This window comes from Aeromonas sp. MaB10011B (assembly GCF_017939325.1).
GTDB classification, from domain to species: Bacteria; Pseudomonadota; Gammaproteobacteria; order Enterobacterales; family Aeromonadaceae; genus Aeromonas; species Aeromonas caviae.
Map to the genome: position 1 here is coordinate 24296 of NZ_JAGKRK010000068.1, position 16415 is coordinate 40710.

15 protein-coding genes are annotated in these 16415 nt (G+C 64.0%); 8 read left to right on the forward strand and 7 right to left on the reverse strand.

What is annotated here, in order from left to right:
• The first annotated feature begins 13 nt into the window (after positions 1–13).
• A complete protein-coding gene (locus J9893_RS14105; protein WP_039039230.1) occupies positions 14–1024 on the forward strand; it encodes a LacI family DNA-binding transcriptional regulator in 1011 nt (336 codons plus the stop codon).
• A 78-nt stretch (positions 1025–1102) separates the two neighbouring features.
• On the opposite strand, the gene J9893_RS14110 is transcribed toward J9893_RS14105, so the two are convergent.
• The 4 genes from J9893_RS14110 to J9893_RS14125 form a co-directional block, all read right to left on the reverse strand.
• Positions 1103–1831, reverse strand: coding sequence for an MgtC/SapB family protein (locus tag J9893_RS14110; RefSeq protein WP_041213246.1), 729 nt, complete (start codon positions 1829–1831; stop codon positions 1103–1105).
• A 182-nt stretch (positions 1832–2013) separates the two neighbouring features.
• Positions 2014–2388 (reverse strand): hypothetical protein, encoded by a 375-nt coding sequence (locus J9893_RS14115; protein WP_143237826.1) that lies wholly within the window; start codon positions 2386–2388, stop codon positions 2014–2016.
• Between the two features lie 371 nt (positions 2389–2759).
• Positions 2760–4028, reverse strand: a complete 1269-nt coding sequence (locus tag J9893_RS14120; RefSeq protein WP_143237825.1) for an FAD/NAD(P)-binding oxidoreductase — start codon at positions 4026–4028, stop codon at positions 2760–2762.
• Between the two features lie 52 nt (positions 4029–4080).
• Entirely contained in the window at positions 4081–4266 is a 186-nt protein-coding gene (locus J9893_RS14125) for a DUF2892 domain-containing protein (protein WP_052814676.1), read from the reverse strand.
• Positions 4267–4351: 85 nt separating this feature from the next.
• On the opposite strand from J9893_RS14125, the gene J9893_RS14130 reads away from it, so the two are divergent.
• The 5 genes from J9893_RS14130 to J9893_RS14150 are packed head-to-tail and all read left to right on the forward strand — an operon-like array spanning position 4352 to position 9764.
• Positions 4352–4666: a metalloregulator ArsR/SmtB family transcription factor gene (locus tag J9893_RS14130; protein ID WP_039039225.1), complete on the forward strand. Its 315-nt coding sequence runs from the start codon at positions 4352–4354 to the stop codon at positions 4664–4666.
• Positions 4663–5076 (forward strand): YeeE/YedE thiosulfate transporter family protein, encoded by a 414-nt coding sequence (locus J9893_RS14135; RefSeq protein ID WP_042014235.1) that lies wholly within the window; start codon positions 4663–4665, stop codon positions 5074–5076. Before J9893_RS14130 ends, J9893_RS14135 begins: the two co-directional genes overlap by 4 nt.
• Before the next feature lie 13 nt (positions 5077–5089).
• The gene (locus J9893_RS14140; protein ID WP_185975463.1) at positions 5090–5536 is read left to right on the forward strand and encodes a YeeE/YedE family protein; all 447 of its coding nucleotides are present in this window, start codon (positions 5090–5092) and stop codon (positions 5534–5536) included.
• A gap of 39 nt (positions 5537–5575) precedes the next feature.
• Positions 5576–6589: an efflux RND transporter periplasmic adaptor subunit gene (locus J9893_RS14145; protein ID WP_143238376.1), complete on the forward strand. Its 1014-nt coding sequence runs from the start codon at positions 5576–5578 to the stop codon at positions 6587–6589.
• Positions 6582–9764 (forward strand): efflux RND transporter permease subunit, encoded by a 3183-nt coding sequence (locus J9893_RS14150; RefSeq protein WP_210600214.1) that lies wholly within the window; start codon positions 6582–6584, stop codon positions 9762–9764. The genes J9893_RS14145 and J9893_RS14150 overlap by 8 nt, the downstream gene beginning before the upstream one ends.
• Positions 9765–9797: 33 nt before the next feature.
• On the opposite strand, the gene J9893_RS14155 is transcribed toward J9893_RS14150, so the two are convergent.
• Positions 9798–12185 carry a diguanylate cyclase gene (locus tag J9893_RS14155; protein WP_244060700.1) on the reverse strand — a complete coding sequence of 796 codons (2388 nt, stop codon included), beginning with the start codon at positions 12183–12185 and terminating at the stop codon, positions 9798–9800.
• A 468-nt stretch (positions 12186–12653) separates the two neighbouring features.
• Between J9893_RS14155 and J9893_RS14160 the strand changes: the two genes are divergently transcribed.
• Together J9893_RS14160 and J9893_RS14165 are read left to right on the forward strand one after the other, a co-directional pair.
• Positions 12654–13667, forward strand: a complete 1014-nt coding sequence (locus J9893_RS14160; RefSeq protein ID WP_210600216.1) for a lipoate--protein ligase — start codon at positions 12654–12656, stop codon at positions 13665–13667.
• A 176-nt stretch (positions 13668–13843) separates the two neighbouring features.
• Complete coding sequence (locus tag J9893_RS14165) at positions 13844–15538, forward strand: pyridoxal-dependent decarboxylase (RefSeq protein WP_210600217.1); 1695 nt, start codon at positions 13844–13846, stop codon at positions 15536–15538.
• 77 nt (positions 15539–15615) lie between these two features.
• Here the strand turns inward: J9893_RS14165 and J9893_RS14170 are convergent, their stop codons facing one another.
• Both J9893_RS14170 and J9893_RS14175 read right to left on the reverse strand, forming a co-directional pair.
• Positions 15616–15996, reverse strand: a complete 381-nt coding sequence (locus tag J9893_RS14170) for a copper-binding protein (RefSeq protein WP_210600218.1) — start codon at positions 15994–15996, stop codon at positions 15616–15618.
• A gap of 31 nt (positions 15997–16027) precedes the next feature.
• On the reverse strand, positions 16028–16415 hold a 388-nt coding region (locus J9893_RS14175), incomplete at its 5' end, for an efflux RND transporter permease subunit (protein WP_210621925.1).

Genomic DNA, 16415 nt, shown 5'->3' on the forward strand with positions numbered 1-16415 from the left:
GCCGGGAGGTCAGGTGGAGAAGAAGAAACGGATCACGATTGCCCAGATAGCCACGCTTGCGGGGGTCTCCAAGGCCACCGCCAGCCTGGTGCTCAACGGCAAGAGTGCGGAATACCGCATCGCCGACGATACCCGCAAGCGGATCCAGGCGGTGGCGGACGAGTGCCATTATCAGCCGAGCATCCACGCCCGCTCCCTGCGGGAGGTGCGCAGCTACACCTGGGGGCTGGTGATCCCCGACCTCACCAACTTCGGCTTCGCCAGCATCGCCCGTGCCCTGGAGGCCCGCTGTCGGGAGGCGGGCCTCCAGCTGCTCATCGCCTGCTCCGAGGATGACCCCACCCTGGAGCAGCGGGTGGTGGACAACCTCATCAGCCGTCAGGTGGATGGCCTCATCGTCGCCTCCAGCGGCCACAGTGACGACATCTATGCCCGCATCCACGACCGCTTGCCGGTGGTGCAGCTCGACCGCCACATCGGTGAGTCGCGCCTGCCCATGGTGATCTCGGACGCCTGCAAGGCTACCGCCGAGCTGGTGCAGGATATGGCCGAGGATTGCGGGGAGGAGATCTACTACTTCGGCGGTCTGCTGGATCTCTCCCCCAGCCGCCACCGGCTGGCGGGTTACGAGCTCGGGTTGCACCGGGCCGGGCTGGAGGCCACTTCAGACCGGGTCCGCCACCGTGACTACCAGCCGAGCTCGGGCTATCAGCTGATGTCTGAGCTGGTGGACGAACTCGGAGCTCCGCCGAAGGGGCTTTTTACCGCCTCTTTCACCCTGCTGGAGGGGGTGCTGCGCTATCTCAACGAGGCGGAACTGATGGAGACCGGCATGCGCCTGTGTACGTTCGACGATCACGATCTGCTCGACTGCATCCCCATGCGCATCGATTCCGTGGCCCAGGATTGCCCGGCCCTGGCCCGGGCCGCCTTCGAGATGATGCAGCAACTCATCGCGGGCAATCCCCCTGCCCAGACCGCCCAGGTCATCAACCCCAGGGTGCGCTGGCGCAGCCGCCGCTAGGCACACGGCTTCCCTTTCCTGTGAAAAAGCCCCGCCGGATCCGGCGGGGCTTTTTGTGCTGCGTCTGGTATGAGAGCGTCAATCGGTGATGCTGGCCCGCCAGAAGATCTGCTTGATGTGAGGGTGCTCCCCGAGCGTGTTCATAAGGGCATCGAGCTTGGTGCCATCGATGGCGGTGGCGAGCAGCGCCGCCGAGATCTCGAGATCCTGATCGCCGAAGGGGGTGATGTCGAGCTCGCTCAGGGGGTAGTGGGCCTGCTCCAGCATCTGCTCGAGCCAGGGCAGTACCTCCTTCTGGTGAGCGCGGCCGATGAGAGCGGTCACGTGATAGGTCACTTCGGTGTCCATGTTGTCCACCGGGTCTCGGTTTATCTGGTTGACCAGGGGGCGCAGCAGGGTGTTGGCGGCCAGCACGAAGAGGGCGCCGAGGATGGCCTCCAGGGCGAACCCGGCGCCGCAGGCGGCCCCGACCGCGGCCACGCCCCACAGGGTGGCCGCTGTGTTGATGCCCCGGATGTTGCCGGATTCCCGCATGATGACGCCAGCGCCGAGAAAACCAATGCCGGAGACGATGTAGGCCACCACGTGGACGACCCCGTAACTGCCACCATGCAGGTCATAGATGCGCTGGGCCAGGTTGACGAACAGGGCCGCCCCCACGGCGACCAGCACGTTGGTGCGAAGGCCGGCGGTGCGCTGGCGGTACTGGCGCTCCAGGCCGACCAGGCTGCCCAGCACGAAGGCGAGCAGCAGGCTGGCCAGGGTGTCGAGCAGGGCGAGAAAATCGAGTTGTTGCCACATTCTCATGAAGGGTCTCCTTCTGGGGATGCCGACCAGCCTTCACCCCCGGGTTGCGTGAGAGACGGGGGGCAAGGTCGACATCGTGGTGAATGCAAGGGCGCGACCCGCCTCCTGACGGGGCGGGATGGCGCAGAACAGGGTACAGGCCCTTTACGGTTGCCCGGGAAGGGCCCCGCCTCGTCCGAGGGTCAATGCCTGGTGGTGTCGTCCCCGGCGCGGGGGCGCAGTTCCCAGCGTACCGGGTGGACAGCCCCGACCTGGTGGATGAACTGCACCAGATAGCGGCGCTGGGGCGGCGTGCAGTAGAGGCTCAGCACCAGCACGCGGCCTTCACCGCGCCCGGGCTGCATGGACTGCAGAGGACTGAGTCCGGCCGGTTGCAGGGTGTGGCTCACCGCCGCCAGCACCTGCTCCATGTCGGCTCTGTCTTCGCAGCGGATGTGCAGCCGATAGAGGTGCTGACGCCGTCTGCCACGTTGCCAGAGTGGTCGCAGGCCCCGTCCCAGTCTGCTCAGCAGGGAAGGGGATTTGTCAGCGACAGGGTTGTTTGAAATCAAGCGCATAGCAGCCTCCTTTTGGGAAGCAGAAACTATGCAGGCAAGGTGTCGTGGGATGAGTCCGCGTCACCTGACGTCAAGTGTGAAAAGCGGGGAAAAGAGGGATCCACTTCTCGCAGGGTGGCGAGTCGCGGCAGAGAAAAACCTGCGGCTAGCTCGCGACCAGGGTGCCGACGACGAGGGTCGGCGTGCGTCTGTCACTTGATGAGTTGCCCACCGATGGTCTCCGCTAGTGATAAAGAGGCGACATGGTAGCCGATACGGCGGCCTGGGTAAACCCCGAGCCCTTGATAGCAACATATTGAAACATAATAAAAAAGAGATGAAAGCGCCGACGAAGGGAGCCCTCTTCCCTTCACCGGCGGGCCCTTGGGGGGTTACCGGGTCTTGTCGATGCCCAGGTATTTGAGCATCAGTTTTTCATAGATGGGTTCGGTGTCGCCCACCTGCATCTTGTGCAGGAAATACTTCTCGAACGCTATCTTGGCCAGGTGGACCCACTTCCCTTTCTTGAACCAGGCGACGTTGCGCGGCGGGATCTGCGGCATGGCCACGAAGGCGGCCCCTGTGTCCCCCATGTCCGCCAGACAGATGGCATTCCACACCGCCCGGGTGACCGGGGGCTGGCCGTCCAGCTCCGCCTTGATGTTGTGGCTCAGGGTGCGCACCATGGCCTCAATCATGTAGCCGGTCTTGGGCACCCCGGTCGGTACCGGCGTCTTGTGCTGGGGCGGGATGGCGATGCAGACCCCGGCGGCGTAAATCTGCGGGAAGACAGGGTTGCGCTGGTGTTCGTCGACGATGACGAACCCGCGGGGATTGACCAGCCCCTCGAGACCCCGCAGGGGGCTGATGCCGGCGAAGGCGGGCAGCATCATGGCATGCTTGTAGGGGAGGCTGTGGGTGCGCTTGACGTTGCCATCTTCATCCAGCTCCTCCACCGTCATCACCCCATCCCTGGCCGCCACGGTGCGGGCATTGCAGATCCATTGCATGTCGCGCATGCGCAGCTCGCTCTCCAGCATGCCCTTGGAATCCCCCACGCCGTTGAGGCCGAGGTGACCGATGTAGGGTTCGCTGGTGACAAAGGTCATGGGCACGTCCTTTCTCACCTTCTTGTCGCGCAGGTGGCGATCGAGGATGAAGGCGTATTCGTAGGCCGGGCCGAAGCAGGAGGCGCCGGGCATGGCACCGACGATCACCGGACCCGGTTCGTCGAGCAGCCCGTTGACACTGTGCAGGCACTCCTCTGCGTGGGAGAGGGTGCAGACGCTGGCGGTGCCGCCCGCCGTCGGGCCCGCTCCCTGAACCTCTTCAAAGGCGAGTGCGGGGCCGGTGCAGAGCACCAGAAAGTCGTAGTGCAGGTGCTGGCCATCGGAGAGGCGGATCTGCTGTTCGAGGGGTTGCAACCCGGTCAGGGCGGCGTGGATGAAGCGGATCCCCTTCTTCTTCACATGAGGCTCTATGGGGAGGGAGATATCCTTGCGCTTTCGCCACCGGACCGCAATCCACGGGTTCGAAGGGTTGAATTCAAAGTCGGGTTTGTCGTTCACCAGGATGACGTCGTGCTGCTTGCCGAGTTCGGCCTTGAGCTCGTAGGCGGCCGACATGCCCCCCAAACCTGCCCCGATGATGATGGTTGCCATAATGAGCCTCCGCTCTATTACACGGCTCCTGTGAGCCAATATGTCCGCCTGCCTATTTGAGCCCCATTCGCCTGAGCACGGCGGCGGCGGGACAGACCCCGGTGAACGCGCTCTGGATCAGGTTGACCCCGACAAAGACGCTCAACCAGACAAAGCCCGGGTGGACCCAGGCCGTGAGCAGCAGCGACAGCAGCAACATGCCACCTGCGACCACTCTGACTCCGTTATCGACGGCCATTTCTCGTCTCCTTTTGTTTAGTGATTGCTAATTTAGGGTTGTTTTATACAATAGAACAAATATCAGCAATTGCTAATTTAATCTTATGAGCCACTTCGACGAGATGAACCGACATGCGACAGCCGCCGCCGGCCTGCTCAAGGCGCTGGCTCATCCTGAACGCCTGATGGTGCTCTGCCAGCTGGTGGAAGGGGAGAAGGGGGTCGGGGAGCTGCTGGCCCACAGTCAGCTCGGGCAGTCGGCCTTCTCCCAGCAACTGTCGGTATTGAAGCGCCAGGGCCTTATCCGCTCGCGCAAAGTCTCCCAGCAGATCTACTACTCCCTGGTGAGCGAGGCGGCGGCCGATGTGCTGGCGGCGCTGCAAACCCATTTTTGTCACTCAGATGAGGAAATTCGATGATGGAAAGCCAATGGCTGCTCTCGTTGGGGGGCGGCATGCTGGCGGGGCTCTCGGCCCTGATCCTGATGTTGTTCAACGGCCGGGTGGCCGGGATCAGCGGCATTCTGGCCGGTGCAATGCAGTACAAGACCCCCTGGCGGGTGCTGTTTCTGCTGGGATTGGGACTGGGGGCCTGGCTGGCGCTGACCCTGGGTTGGGCCACCATGCCCGCCTTTGATGCCTTGCCCGGCTGGCCCGTGGTGCTGCTGGCCGGCCTGCTGGTGGGCATCGGCACCCGCCTTGGCAATGGCTGCACCAGCGGTCACGGCATCTGCGGCATGGGGCGGCTGTCGACGCGCTCCGTGGTGGCGACGCTCACCTTTATGGGGATGGGCGTGGTGACCGTGTTCTTTACTCACCACATGTTTTGACGGATTGATTGCCATGAAATTGCTGACAAGTCTGTTTGCGGGCCTGCTGTTCGGGCTGGGAATGGCCCTCTCCGGGATGATGGCTCCGGCGCGGGTCACCGGGTTTCTCGATCTGGCCGGTGCCTGGGATCCCAGTCTGGCCTTCGTGATGGGGGGGGCCCTGGCTGTCTTCATGCCGGGCTACTTCCTGCTGGTGAAGCCCCGTTGTCTGAGCCTGCTGGGGGAACCCATGGCCCGGGTTCCCGCTCCCGTGCTGGATCGCCGCCTGATTGGCGGGGCCGCACTGTTCGGGATCGGTTGGGGCCTGGTCGGCATCTGTCCAGGGCCTGCCTTGAGTCTCATTTCCAGCGGACAGCCCATGATAATGTTGTTCATCGGGGCCATGGCGGCCGGGATCCTGCTGGTGGACAAGGTCTGGAACAGGGTGCTGGAGAAGGCTCGCCAGCACCGTACTGCCTGAGTTTTCAAGGTGCCCATGAGCCAGGGAAGGAGAATCATGATGAACACAATCCGGTTGCTGGTGACCACCCTGCTGGTCATGACATCCACCCTGGTGGCGGCCGAGGAGGCCAAGGGGTCGCTGACCCCGCAGCGCGTCATCGACTGGCTCACCCTGAGCGGTACCGTGAGCGCCATTCATCAGGGGACGGTCGCGGCCCAGACCAGTGGCCGCGTCTCCCGCATGCTGGTGGATGTGAACGACGAGGTACAGGCCGGGCAGCCCCTGCTCGAGATAAGCGGCAAGGAGCAATCTGCCGCCGTGACCGGCGCCGAGGCGCGGGTGGCCAGGGCCCAGGCCCAGCAGGTGGAGGCCGAGCGCCAGCTCACCCGTTATCAGGCCCTCATCGCCAAGGGGGTGATCACCCGGGCCCAGCTCGACAACGCCCAGGCAACGGATCGGGCCGCCCGCGCCGAGGTCAATGCCGCCGAGGCCGCCCTCATCCAGGCCCGGGAAGCCTACGGCTATACCCGCATCCTCGCCCCCTACGCCGGGGTGGTGACCAGGCGGCTGGTGGAGCTGGGGGAGACGGTGGCCCCCGGCACGCCGCTGCTATCCGGTTTCTCCCTGGGCGAGCTGAGGGTGGAGCTGGAGCTGCCCCAGTCCGCGCTGGCTCTCGCCGGCCAGCCGTCGGATGTGCAGGTGCTGCTGCCCGGTGGCAAGGTCGTGACTCCCGTCAAGCTGACCCGCTTCAACTACGCCGACAGCCAGAGCCACAGTTTCCGGCTGCGCCTCGATCTGCCGCCGAACACGGCAGGGGTGCTGCCCGGCATGTGGCTCAAGGTGCAGATCAAACAGGGTGAGCGTCAGGTGTTGCAAGTGCCGGAGCCCGCCCTGCTGCGGCAGGGGGAGTTCAACGGCGTCTACCTCAAAGAGGGGGAGGGCTGGGCCCTGACCCCGGTGCGGGTCGGTCACTGCGAGGCTGGGCTTTGCGAGGTCTTGGCGGGTCTCAAGGGCGGTGACACCCTGGCCCCCGATGCCTGGACCCGTCAACAGGAGGTGCCCCATGAGTAGCGAGCTGAACGACAACCATGGCCGCCTGGGGCCGGCGGGTCGGCTGGCGGCCCTGTTTCAGGGCTCGGACATCACCCCGCTGCTGGCGCTGGTGGGGCTCTTGCTCGGCCTCTTTGCCGTGCTGGTGACCCCCAAGGAGGAGGAGCCCCAGATCGATGTCACCTTCGCCGACGTCTACATTCCCTTTCCGGGGGCCAGCCCGGCAGAGGTGGAATCCCTCGTCACCACCCCTGCCGAGCAGGTGGTCTCCCAGATAAAGGGGATAGATACCCTCTACTCCTTCTCCCAACCCGATGGTGCCCTGCTGGTGGTGGTGTTCAAGGTAGGCGTGAGCCGGGAGCAGGCCATCGTGGATCTCAACAACCAGCTCGACTCCCATCGAGACTGGCTGCCCCAGGGGCTGGGGGTGGGTCAGCCACTGGTAAAACCCCGGGGGATCGATGATGTTCCCATCGTCAGTCTGACCTTATGGAGCAAGGATTGGAGCAAAGAGGGGAGCAAGCAGCTGGGGGCCCCCGATCTGACCCGGGTCGCCCATGAGCTGGAGACCGAACTCAAGCGCATTCCCGGTACCCGCGATATCTACACGCTGGGCAGCCAGAGCGCCGTGCTGCGGGTGATACCGGACCCGGTGGCCCTCAGCGCCCATGGCATCAGCTGGGGCGAGCTGAGCCAGCGACTTGCGGCCGCCAACCGGGTGGGCAGCGAGCAGGCCGTGGTGCAGGATAACCGGGAAATCAAGGTGCAGGTGGGGCAGTTCCTGCAAAGCGAGCAGGAGGCCCGCGAGCTGGTGGTGGGGTTGCACGACGGCAAGCCCGTCTATCTCGGTGAGGTGGCCCGGGTGGGGCTTGGGGAAGAGACCCCGGTCCAGCGAAGCTGGATGGGGCAGGGGCAAGCCAGCTACCCGGCGGTGACCCTGGCCATCGGCAAGCAGCCGGGGCAGAACGCGGTGGAGGTGGCCAAGCGGGTGGAGGCACGGGTCGAGAGCCTCAGGAATCGGCTCATCCCGGCTGGCGTCGAGGTGACGGTGACCCGTGACTACGGCGTCACCGCCGAGACCAAATCCAACACCCTCATCGGCAAGCTCATTTTTGCCACCACTGCGGTGGTATTGCTGGTGCTGGTGAGCATGGGGTGGCGCGAGGCGCTGGTGGTGGGGGTCGCCATCGTCATCACCCTGGCACTGACCCTGTTTGCCAGCTGGGCGTGGGGCTTTACCCTCAACCGGGTGTCCCTCTTTGCGCTGATCTTCTCCATCGGCATCCTGGTGGATGACGCCATCGTCGTGGTGGAGAACATCCACCGCCATCGTGGCCTGGGCAAGGGGTCGCTCAAGGATCTCATTCCGGGCGCGGTGGACGAGGTGGGGGGGCCGACCATTCTGGCGACCCTGACCGTCATCGCGGCCCTGCTGCCCATGGCCTTCGTCAGCGGCCTGATGGGCCCCTACATGAGCCCCATCCCCATCAATGCGAGCATGGGGATGCTCATCTCCCTGCTGGTGGCCTTCATCTTCTCCCCCTGGCTGGCCAATCACCTGCTCAAGCGCGAGGGGCATGTCGCCCACGGAGAGGCCAAGGCCGGGCTCTTTCAGCGGCTGATGACCCCCTTCCTGATGGGGGCGGGTGCCAAAAGAGCGAGACACCAGCTCTGGCTGGCCATTCTGCTGCTGGTGGCGGGGGCGGCCGCCATGCCCATGGTGCAGTGGGTGGTGCTCAAGATGCTCCCCTTCGACAACAAGTCGGAATTCCAGCTGGTGCTCGACATGCCGGAGGGGGCGACCCTGGAGCAGACCGAGCGCACCCTGCTGGCGGTGGGTCGGGAGCTCGCCAGGGTTCCCGAGGTGAAGGATTACCAGATCTACGCCGGCACCGCCGCCCCCATCAACTTCAACGGGCTGGTGCGCCACTACTTCATCCGCAGCGGCGCCAACGTGGGTGATATTCAGGTCAATCTGGTGGACAAGCATGAACGGGATCGCAGCAGTCACGAGATTGCCTGGTCGGTGCGTGCGCCCTTGCAGGCCATCGCCAGTGCGGCAGGGGGCAATCTCAAGGTGGTGGAGGTGCCCCCGGGACCGCCTGTCTGGTCACCCATCGTCGCGGAAGTGTATGGCCCGACGCAGGCCGCCCGTGAAGCCGCTGCCCGCGCCGTACAGGCCCGCTTTGTGGCCACGGCGGATCTGGTGGACGTGGACATCTATCTGACCGACCCCCAGCCCAAGTGGCGGCTGGTGGTGGATCGCGCCCAGGCGGCCCTGCTCGGGGTCGATCTCGGGGATCTGGTGAACACCCTCAATGGCGGGGTGGGTTATCAGGATGCGAGCTGGCTGCAGGGGCAAGGCGCCAAGTATCCGGTGCCGATCCGCATCGAGCTCGCCCCCGGTGACAAGCGGGATCTGACCGGCATCCTGGCTCTCAAGGTGCGCAGCCAGAGCGGCCAGCTGGTGCGGGTCTCCGAGCTGGTGAGCCGTCGTGACGAGGTCGCCCCCAGCTACCTAATGCACAAGAACATGCAGCCCATGGTGATGGTGGTGGCTGACATGGGCGGCCATGCCGACAGCCCGCTCTACGGCATGTTTGCCGCCGGTGCCGACATCTCGCTGCCACAGTATTACGTGCATCAGCCCGACAAGCTGGGGGAGGTGGCGCTGTTGTGGGACGGGGAGTGGAAGATAACCTACGAGACCTTCCGCGACATGGGGCTGGCCTATGGGGTGGGGATGATCCTCATCTACCTGCTGGTGGTGGCCCAGTTCCGCTCCTATCTGGTGCCGCTCATCATCATGGCCCCCATTCCGCTCACCCTCATCGGGGTGATGCCGGGTCACGCCCTGCTGGGGGCCCAGTTCACCGCCACCTCGATGATAGGGATGATTGCGCTGGCCGGGATCATCGTGCGCAACAGCATCCTGCTGGTGGATTTCATCGAGCAGCAGCGGGCGAGTGGCATGGCGTTCGAGCAGGCGGTGATCGAGGCGGCGCAGGTGCGAGCCAAACCCATCATGCTGACGGCGCTGGCGGCCATGATAGGGGCGCTTTTCATCCTGGATGACCCCATCTTCAATGGCCTCGCCATCAGCCTGATCTTCGGGATCCTGGTTTCCACCCTGCTCACCCTGGTGGTGATCCCGCTGCTCTACTACAGCCTGCTTGTTCGCCGAAGTCAGAGGTAAACACAGGGGGCACGTGCCCCCTGTTTTCTGGCATCACACCGCCTCGCGGGCATCGCAGGTTTTCATCAGGGGGAAATAACGGCGATCCGCCTGGCTCATGTGACCCACGACCAGCTCCTGAATGATGAAGTTGAGCAGGGCGTCGTTGCCAAGGGTGCCCGCCTGTGCGGCCGCCATCAGCTGACCGGCTTTTTTCAGCAGATGCTGGTGCTCCTGGCGATGGGCCGCCAGCTCCTCATAGCCATATTGCGCGAGGACCTGCTCTTCGAGGAGGAAGTGCTGGCGCGCCATCTCGAATATCTGCGCCATGTCTGCCAGCAAGGCATCGGGATGGATGCCGGGATCCTGCATGTGCTCGAGCAAGCGGTTGGCCAGCAGGTAGAGCTGGCGGTGGTCCGCATCGATGCGGGGGTGGCCGCATGCGTGGGCGGGCTGCCATTGCAGGGTGCCGGGGAGGGGATCCTGCCCGGAGGAAAACAGGCAGACCCTGCCCCGGCCATGGTGCTTGGCCTGATACATGGCCTGATCGGCGTGGTGCATCAGGGTCTTGGGGTCGGCACCGTGATCCGGATAGAGGGCGACCCCTATGCTGCCGGAGATGCGCAGCGCCTGCTGCTCAAGCTGGAAGGGGTGATGCAGGCAGTGGTGCAGCTTGTCGGCGACCGCGAGGGCCGAGGCATCCGTATCGGGCAGCATGATCACGAACTCGTCCCCCCCAAGGCGTGCCACCAGATCTTCTTCCCTGACGCACTCCCCCATGCGCTCGGCCACCAGCTTGAGCAGCAGGTCGCCGGTTTCGTGGCCGAAGGTGTCATTGATGGGCTTGAAGTGGTCGAGATCGATGAAGACCAGGGCCAGGGGCTGCTGGGGAGCCTGCTCCAGGGTCTCCTTGAGCCGCTGTTGCAGCAGGCGGCGGTTGGCCAGGCCGGTGAGGGGGTCATAGAAGGCGAGGCGGCGCATCATCTCCTCCCGGGCCGAACGTTCGGTGACATCCCGGGTCACCCCCAAAATGGCGTCCGGTCTTGTGCTGGCGCTGCCATGCAAGGTAGTGACCGTCTCGATGGCCACCAGATGACCCTGCTTGTGGCGCAGCTGGGAGTGGATAACGCACCGGGTCTGCCCATGATCCCCCCGTTGCCAGGCCTCGAGGGAGGCGGTGATGCCGTCGCGAAGCTGTTTCCAGGACTCATCGGGGAGCAGCTGGCGCAGGGAGAGGGCAAAGAGTTCGGCGGGCTCATAGCCGCTCAGGGACGCGATGGCGGGGCTGATGTAACGAAAACGCAGGCTGTCGGTGTCCATGGTCCAGATCACGTCGCCGCTGTTCTCCGCCACGAAACGGTAGTGCTGCTCGCGCTGGGCCAGTTCCCGGGTGAGCCGCTGTCGGTCACTGGCCTCTTCCCGCAGACGCAGATAGAGGTGCAGGAAGACGCCGAGCAGGGCCAGCAGGGAGAAAGAGATCAGCATGGCGATGGCCACGCTCCTGTCGAGCAGTTGGCGCTGCTGGCGAAGGCTCGCCTGGGTACTGTTGTAGAGGAAGGGGGTGAGGTTGGGCACCGCCTTGATCATCCCGGCCTCCTGGTAGGTGCGGGCGATCTGCTGCCAGCGATCCTGCTGCATGTAACCGGGCTCGATGATGTCGGGCTGCATCAGAGCCCGGGTTTCACGGGCCTCGAAGGCGAGCGCCTCGCGCCCGGCCCCGCTGGGGTAGTGCTCCAGGATCAGGTTGATCATCTCCTCGGGATGATCTATGGCATAGCGCCACCCCTTGAGGCTGGCCTGCAAGAAGCGCTGGACCCGCTCCTGCTGGTTGAAGACCTCATTTTCCGAGGTGAAGAGGTTGTCTCCGTAGAAGTCGTACCCGATGTCGCGGGGACTGAAAACCCGGAAGGGAATGCCCTGTTGCTGCAAGGTGAAGGGCTCGGTTGTGCTGTAGGCGCTGATGACGTCCGCCTGGCCCCTCAGCAGTGCCTGTACCCCCCGCTCGTAGGGCTGGGTATCCCACTGCCGGCTGCGGGTGTAGCGATGCAGGTAGGTGAGCAGCTCGTTGGAGCCGGGTTCGAGCATCAGCCGCTTGTTGGCCAGATCGCCCGGGGTCTGGATATCCGGCCGCTCCAGGGTGATGAGCATCAGGGGGGAGTGCTGCAACATGGCGGCGAGCACCACCACAGGGCGGCCTGCTGCCCGGGCCAGCAGCAGATCGCTGCCGCGGATGCCAAACTGGGCGCGACCCGTGGTGACTTCATTGATGACGTCGGTGCCCGGCCCCGCCTCCCGCAGGGTGACCTGCAGGCCGGCCTCCTGGTAGAACCCCTTGGCGATGGCGGCGTAGTAACCGGCAAACTGGAACTGGTGCTGCCAGGGAAGTTGCAGGATGACGCGCTCATCCGCCTTGAGGGGAGCCGTGGTCAGGGTGGCAATCATCACCCAGAAGGGCAGAAGCCAGCGTACAGGCTGGCGAGATGCATCGGACTCCGTCATACCGCTGTTCTCTCGGGAGGTGCTCTTCTGGCTAGAGTCAAACAATTTCCTGCCATTCGCAAGGGGAGCAGGCCCCAATAAGATGGGGCGCGGGAGGCAGTAAAAGTCATTTTTGTGTCATTCATCACGTCAATGGGCGTCACGGCTCATTTTGAAACCTTGTCAACCCGTCACCGGCCCGGTGACAAGGGCATAAGGTGTCATTCCAGGAGGGGTGGCTGCCGCCTCTCTTCTCGCCTGTTAATGACAAACTGCGTGTTTTCGGCGACTCCCTCTTGTCTTCTCCTGTCGTATCAGAAGTTGATGCTCTTGCCCTTATCGGGTGTCGACCTGTGGCGGTCGGGGGACGCCTTCCTCCGTTCAGGGTGGTATGGTAGTCATCCGTTTCCTGTTTTCCGAGAAGGTCCTCTCATGTCTTCCTTGCGCCTGCTGCTCTCCGACTCCCACGATCCCTTGTTCAACCTCGCGGTGGAGGAGTGCATCTTCCGCCAGATGGATCCCCGTCAACGGGTGCTGTTCCTGTGGCGCAACGCCAATACGGTGGTGATTGGCCGTGCCCAGAACCCGTGGAAGGAGTGCAACACCCGCCGTATGGAAGAGGACGGGGTGACCCTGGCTCGCCGTAGCAGCGGGGGCGGCGCCGTGTTCCACGACCTTGGCAATAGCTGTTTCACCTTCATGGCGGGCAAGCCCGGTTATGACAAGAGCGTCTCCACCACCATCGTACTCGATGCCCTGAAGCGGCTCGGGGTGGAGGCCTTCGCCTCGGGCCGCAACGATCTGCTGGTGGCGACCCCGGACGGGGATCGCAAGGTGTCGGGTTCGGCCTACCGGGAGACCCAGGATCGCGGCTTTCACCACGGTACCCTGCTGCTGGATGCCGATCTCGGCCGCCTCGCCCACTACCTCAATCCCGACCCCAAGAAGCTGGCGGCCAAGGGCATCAGCTCGGTGAGAAGCCGGGTGGCGAACCTTGGCGAGCTGCTGCCTGGTCTGGATCATGAGCAGGTGGTGCAGGCTCTGTGCGACGCCTTCTTTGCCCATCACGGTGAGGTGGTGCAGCCCGAGCATATCTCCCCCGAGCGGATGCCCGACCTGCCCGGCTTTGCCGAGACTTTTGCCCGCCAACGCAGCTGGGAGTGGAACTTCGGCCATGCTCCCGCCTTCAGCCACCTGCTGGAGGAGCGCTTCCCCTGGGGCGGGGTCGAGCTTCATTTCGACGTGGAGAAGGGGGTGATAGGAAGGGCACAGATCTTCAGTGACACCCTGGACCCTGCGCCCCTGGATGACCTGGCCGCACGCCTGCCTGGGGTGGCCTATCGTCCCGACGCCATCGACGAGTTGCTGCGTCAGTGGCGGGCGACGTTTTCGGCCAACTCCGAGCTGGAAGGATTCTCGGCATGGCTGCTGACCGCCCTGCGCTGACCTTGCCCATGACCAGGATCACAAGATGAACAGGGGAAAAGAGGGGAGAGGGGGCGCGGCGCCCGTCAGGGCGCCAACATGACAAAAAGTAGGGCAGACCATTAGTTATTGTCTCTGTTGATAGAGGTGTCACTGGAGTATAAAAACCGCACCTCAGCAGTATCAATGGTATAAAAATGAATCACTTGGTCTATCTGAAAGATGAGGGCGTCAACGCCGTCCACCCCGAATTCGCCCGCCGTTTTGCCACCGTCAAAGCCCACTTCTTCTCCCGCAATCCCGATCTCTGGCCGGTCTTTCGCGAGCCCGGCTTTGCCACCCTCAACGAGTTTCGCGCCCGCGGACTGGCGCCGGATGCGCGACTCAATGCCTGGCCCGATGGTCGCGCCCGCCTCGCGGATCTCTGCGAAACCATGCCGGTGCCAGCCACCATGCGCACGCCGGGGGAGCCCATGGCGGAGCTGCTGTTTGCCGGCGCCCTGTCAAAGGATTGGGAGAACCCCTCCAGCGTCGAGAACGTCATCACCATGTCGGCGGATCCCGCCATCTATGGCGCCCAGATGGGCATTCTGGCCAATCCCAACCTGGTCTACTCCGAGTACGCCGGGGTGGCCGAGGAGCTGGAGAAGAAAGTGGTGCGCCAGATAGCGCTGCTGGCGGGTTATGACCCAGCTCGCGCCACCGGCATCTTCACCCAGGGGGGGACGTTTTGTAACCTCTACGGCTACCTGCTCGGCATCCGCAAGAGCCTGCCGGAGGCCAAGCACAAGGGGCTCGGTCATTATCAGGATTACCGCATCATCAACTCCCAGGGCGGCCACTACTCCAACATCACCAACCTCTCCCTGCTCGGGGTGGACATCGAGAACAAGACCATCCGCATCCAGGTCGGGGAGAACAACGACATCGATCTCGCGGATCTCGAGCGCACCCTGACCGCCTGTTTTGCCTTGAAGCACGTGGTGCCTACCATCATGCTCACCATGGGTACCACCGACACCTTCGGGGTGGATCAGGTCAAACCCGTGGTGGACCTGCGGGATCGCCTGTGCGAGCGCTTCGAGGTGGCGGTCAAGCCCCACATCCACGTGGACGCCGCCATCGGCTGGTCGATGATCTTCTTCCTGGGTTACGACTTTGCCGCCAACCCCCTGGCCATCAACGCCGCGACCCTGGCCGGCATCGAGCGCAACGTGGCGCGCTTTGCCGAGCTCAAATACGCCGATTCGTTCACCGTCGACTTCCAGAAGTGGGGCTATGTGCCCTACACCTCCAGCCTGGTGATGATCAAGGAGCAGAACGACCTCAAGGCGATGGAGAACGATCCGGAGAACTTCTCCTACTTCGAGCGCGACATCCAGGGCCACACCCACCTGCAGTCCACCATCGAGTGCTCCCGCGGGGCGAGCGGCCTGTTCGGTGCCTACGCGGCCCTCAACTACCTGGGGGTCGAGGGGTATCGCACCGTGCTGGCCCACTGCCTGCAAAACGCCAACTACTTCCGCTTCCGTCTGAGCCAGCTCGGCAACGTCAAGCTGGTGGCCCAGGAGAACCAGGGGCCGAGCGTGGGCTTCAAGATCTACAACCCCGAGTGGGTGCAGGATCCGGAGGCCGAGTTCGCCTTCGAGCTGGCCCGCAGTCCCGACCCCGCCTACAAGGCGCGGCTGGCACGCAACACCGAATACCACAGCAGCCTCTTCACCGGGCGCGGCAAGGTGGGGCTCTACACCAACTGGGTGGAGGCGGTGGCCCGCTCCGATTACGACGCGCGCGGCCGTTACTCCTACATCGCCGGGGAAAAGGCGGTATTCATGAACCCGGCTTGCAGCCGCGAGCAGATCGACGCCTTTATCGACCACATTCGCGGCTGAGGATCGGCCCGGCGCTGACAAGCAGACAACAAAACGGCGGGTTCAACCCGCCGTTTTTTTACTGCCCTTGTGAGTGGTTACTGCTTCTGCAGCTTCGTCACCGTGAGCTTTCCAGCCGGACTTTCGGCGTGGAAGCTCACCGCATCCCCGACCTTGAACCCTTCCATCAGGGCGGGATCGGCCACCTGGAAGACCATGGTCATGGGGGGCATCTTGAGGTTCGCGATGGCCTCGTGCTTGATGCCTACCTTGCCGTTTTGCGTGTCGATACGGCTGATGACCCCCTTGGTCATCACCTTCTCCTCCATGCCATCCATGCCATCCATGCCCTCCATCTGGCCCATCTCCCCCATCTGGCTCATGTCGTGCCCTTCGTGGTTCATCATCTCCTCGGCCTGCAGGCCGGTGTGGGTGGCGAGGCCCAATAGCAGGGTCAGCGTCAGCGTCTTGTAGTTCATGATGGTTTCCTTGTTTGTGTTGTCCGGTTGATCAGGGTGCAGTCGGGGTATCCGTCTGCGACGTCGTGTGTTCAAGGGTTTTCAGGGTGCGGCTGCGCCACAGGTAGTAGGCGGCGGGCAGCACCAGCAGGGTCAGCACCAGCGCCGTCACCATGCCGCCGATCATGGGGGCGGCGATTCGCTGCATCACCTCCGAGCCGGTGCCATGGCTCCACATGATGGGCAGAAGGCCGGCGATGATGGTGACCACCGTCATCATCTTGGGGCGCAGGCGCAGGGCGGCGCCGTGAATGACCGCCTGGTGCAGGCCGGCCTTGTCCGGTTTGCCGCTGGCCACCAGATCGTCCCAGGCGTGGTTGAGGTAGACCAGCATCAGCACCCCCGTCTCCACGGCCACCCCGGCCAGGGCGATGAAGCCG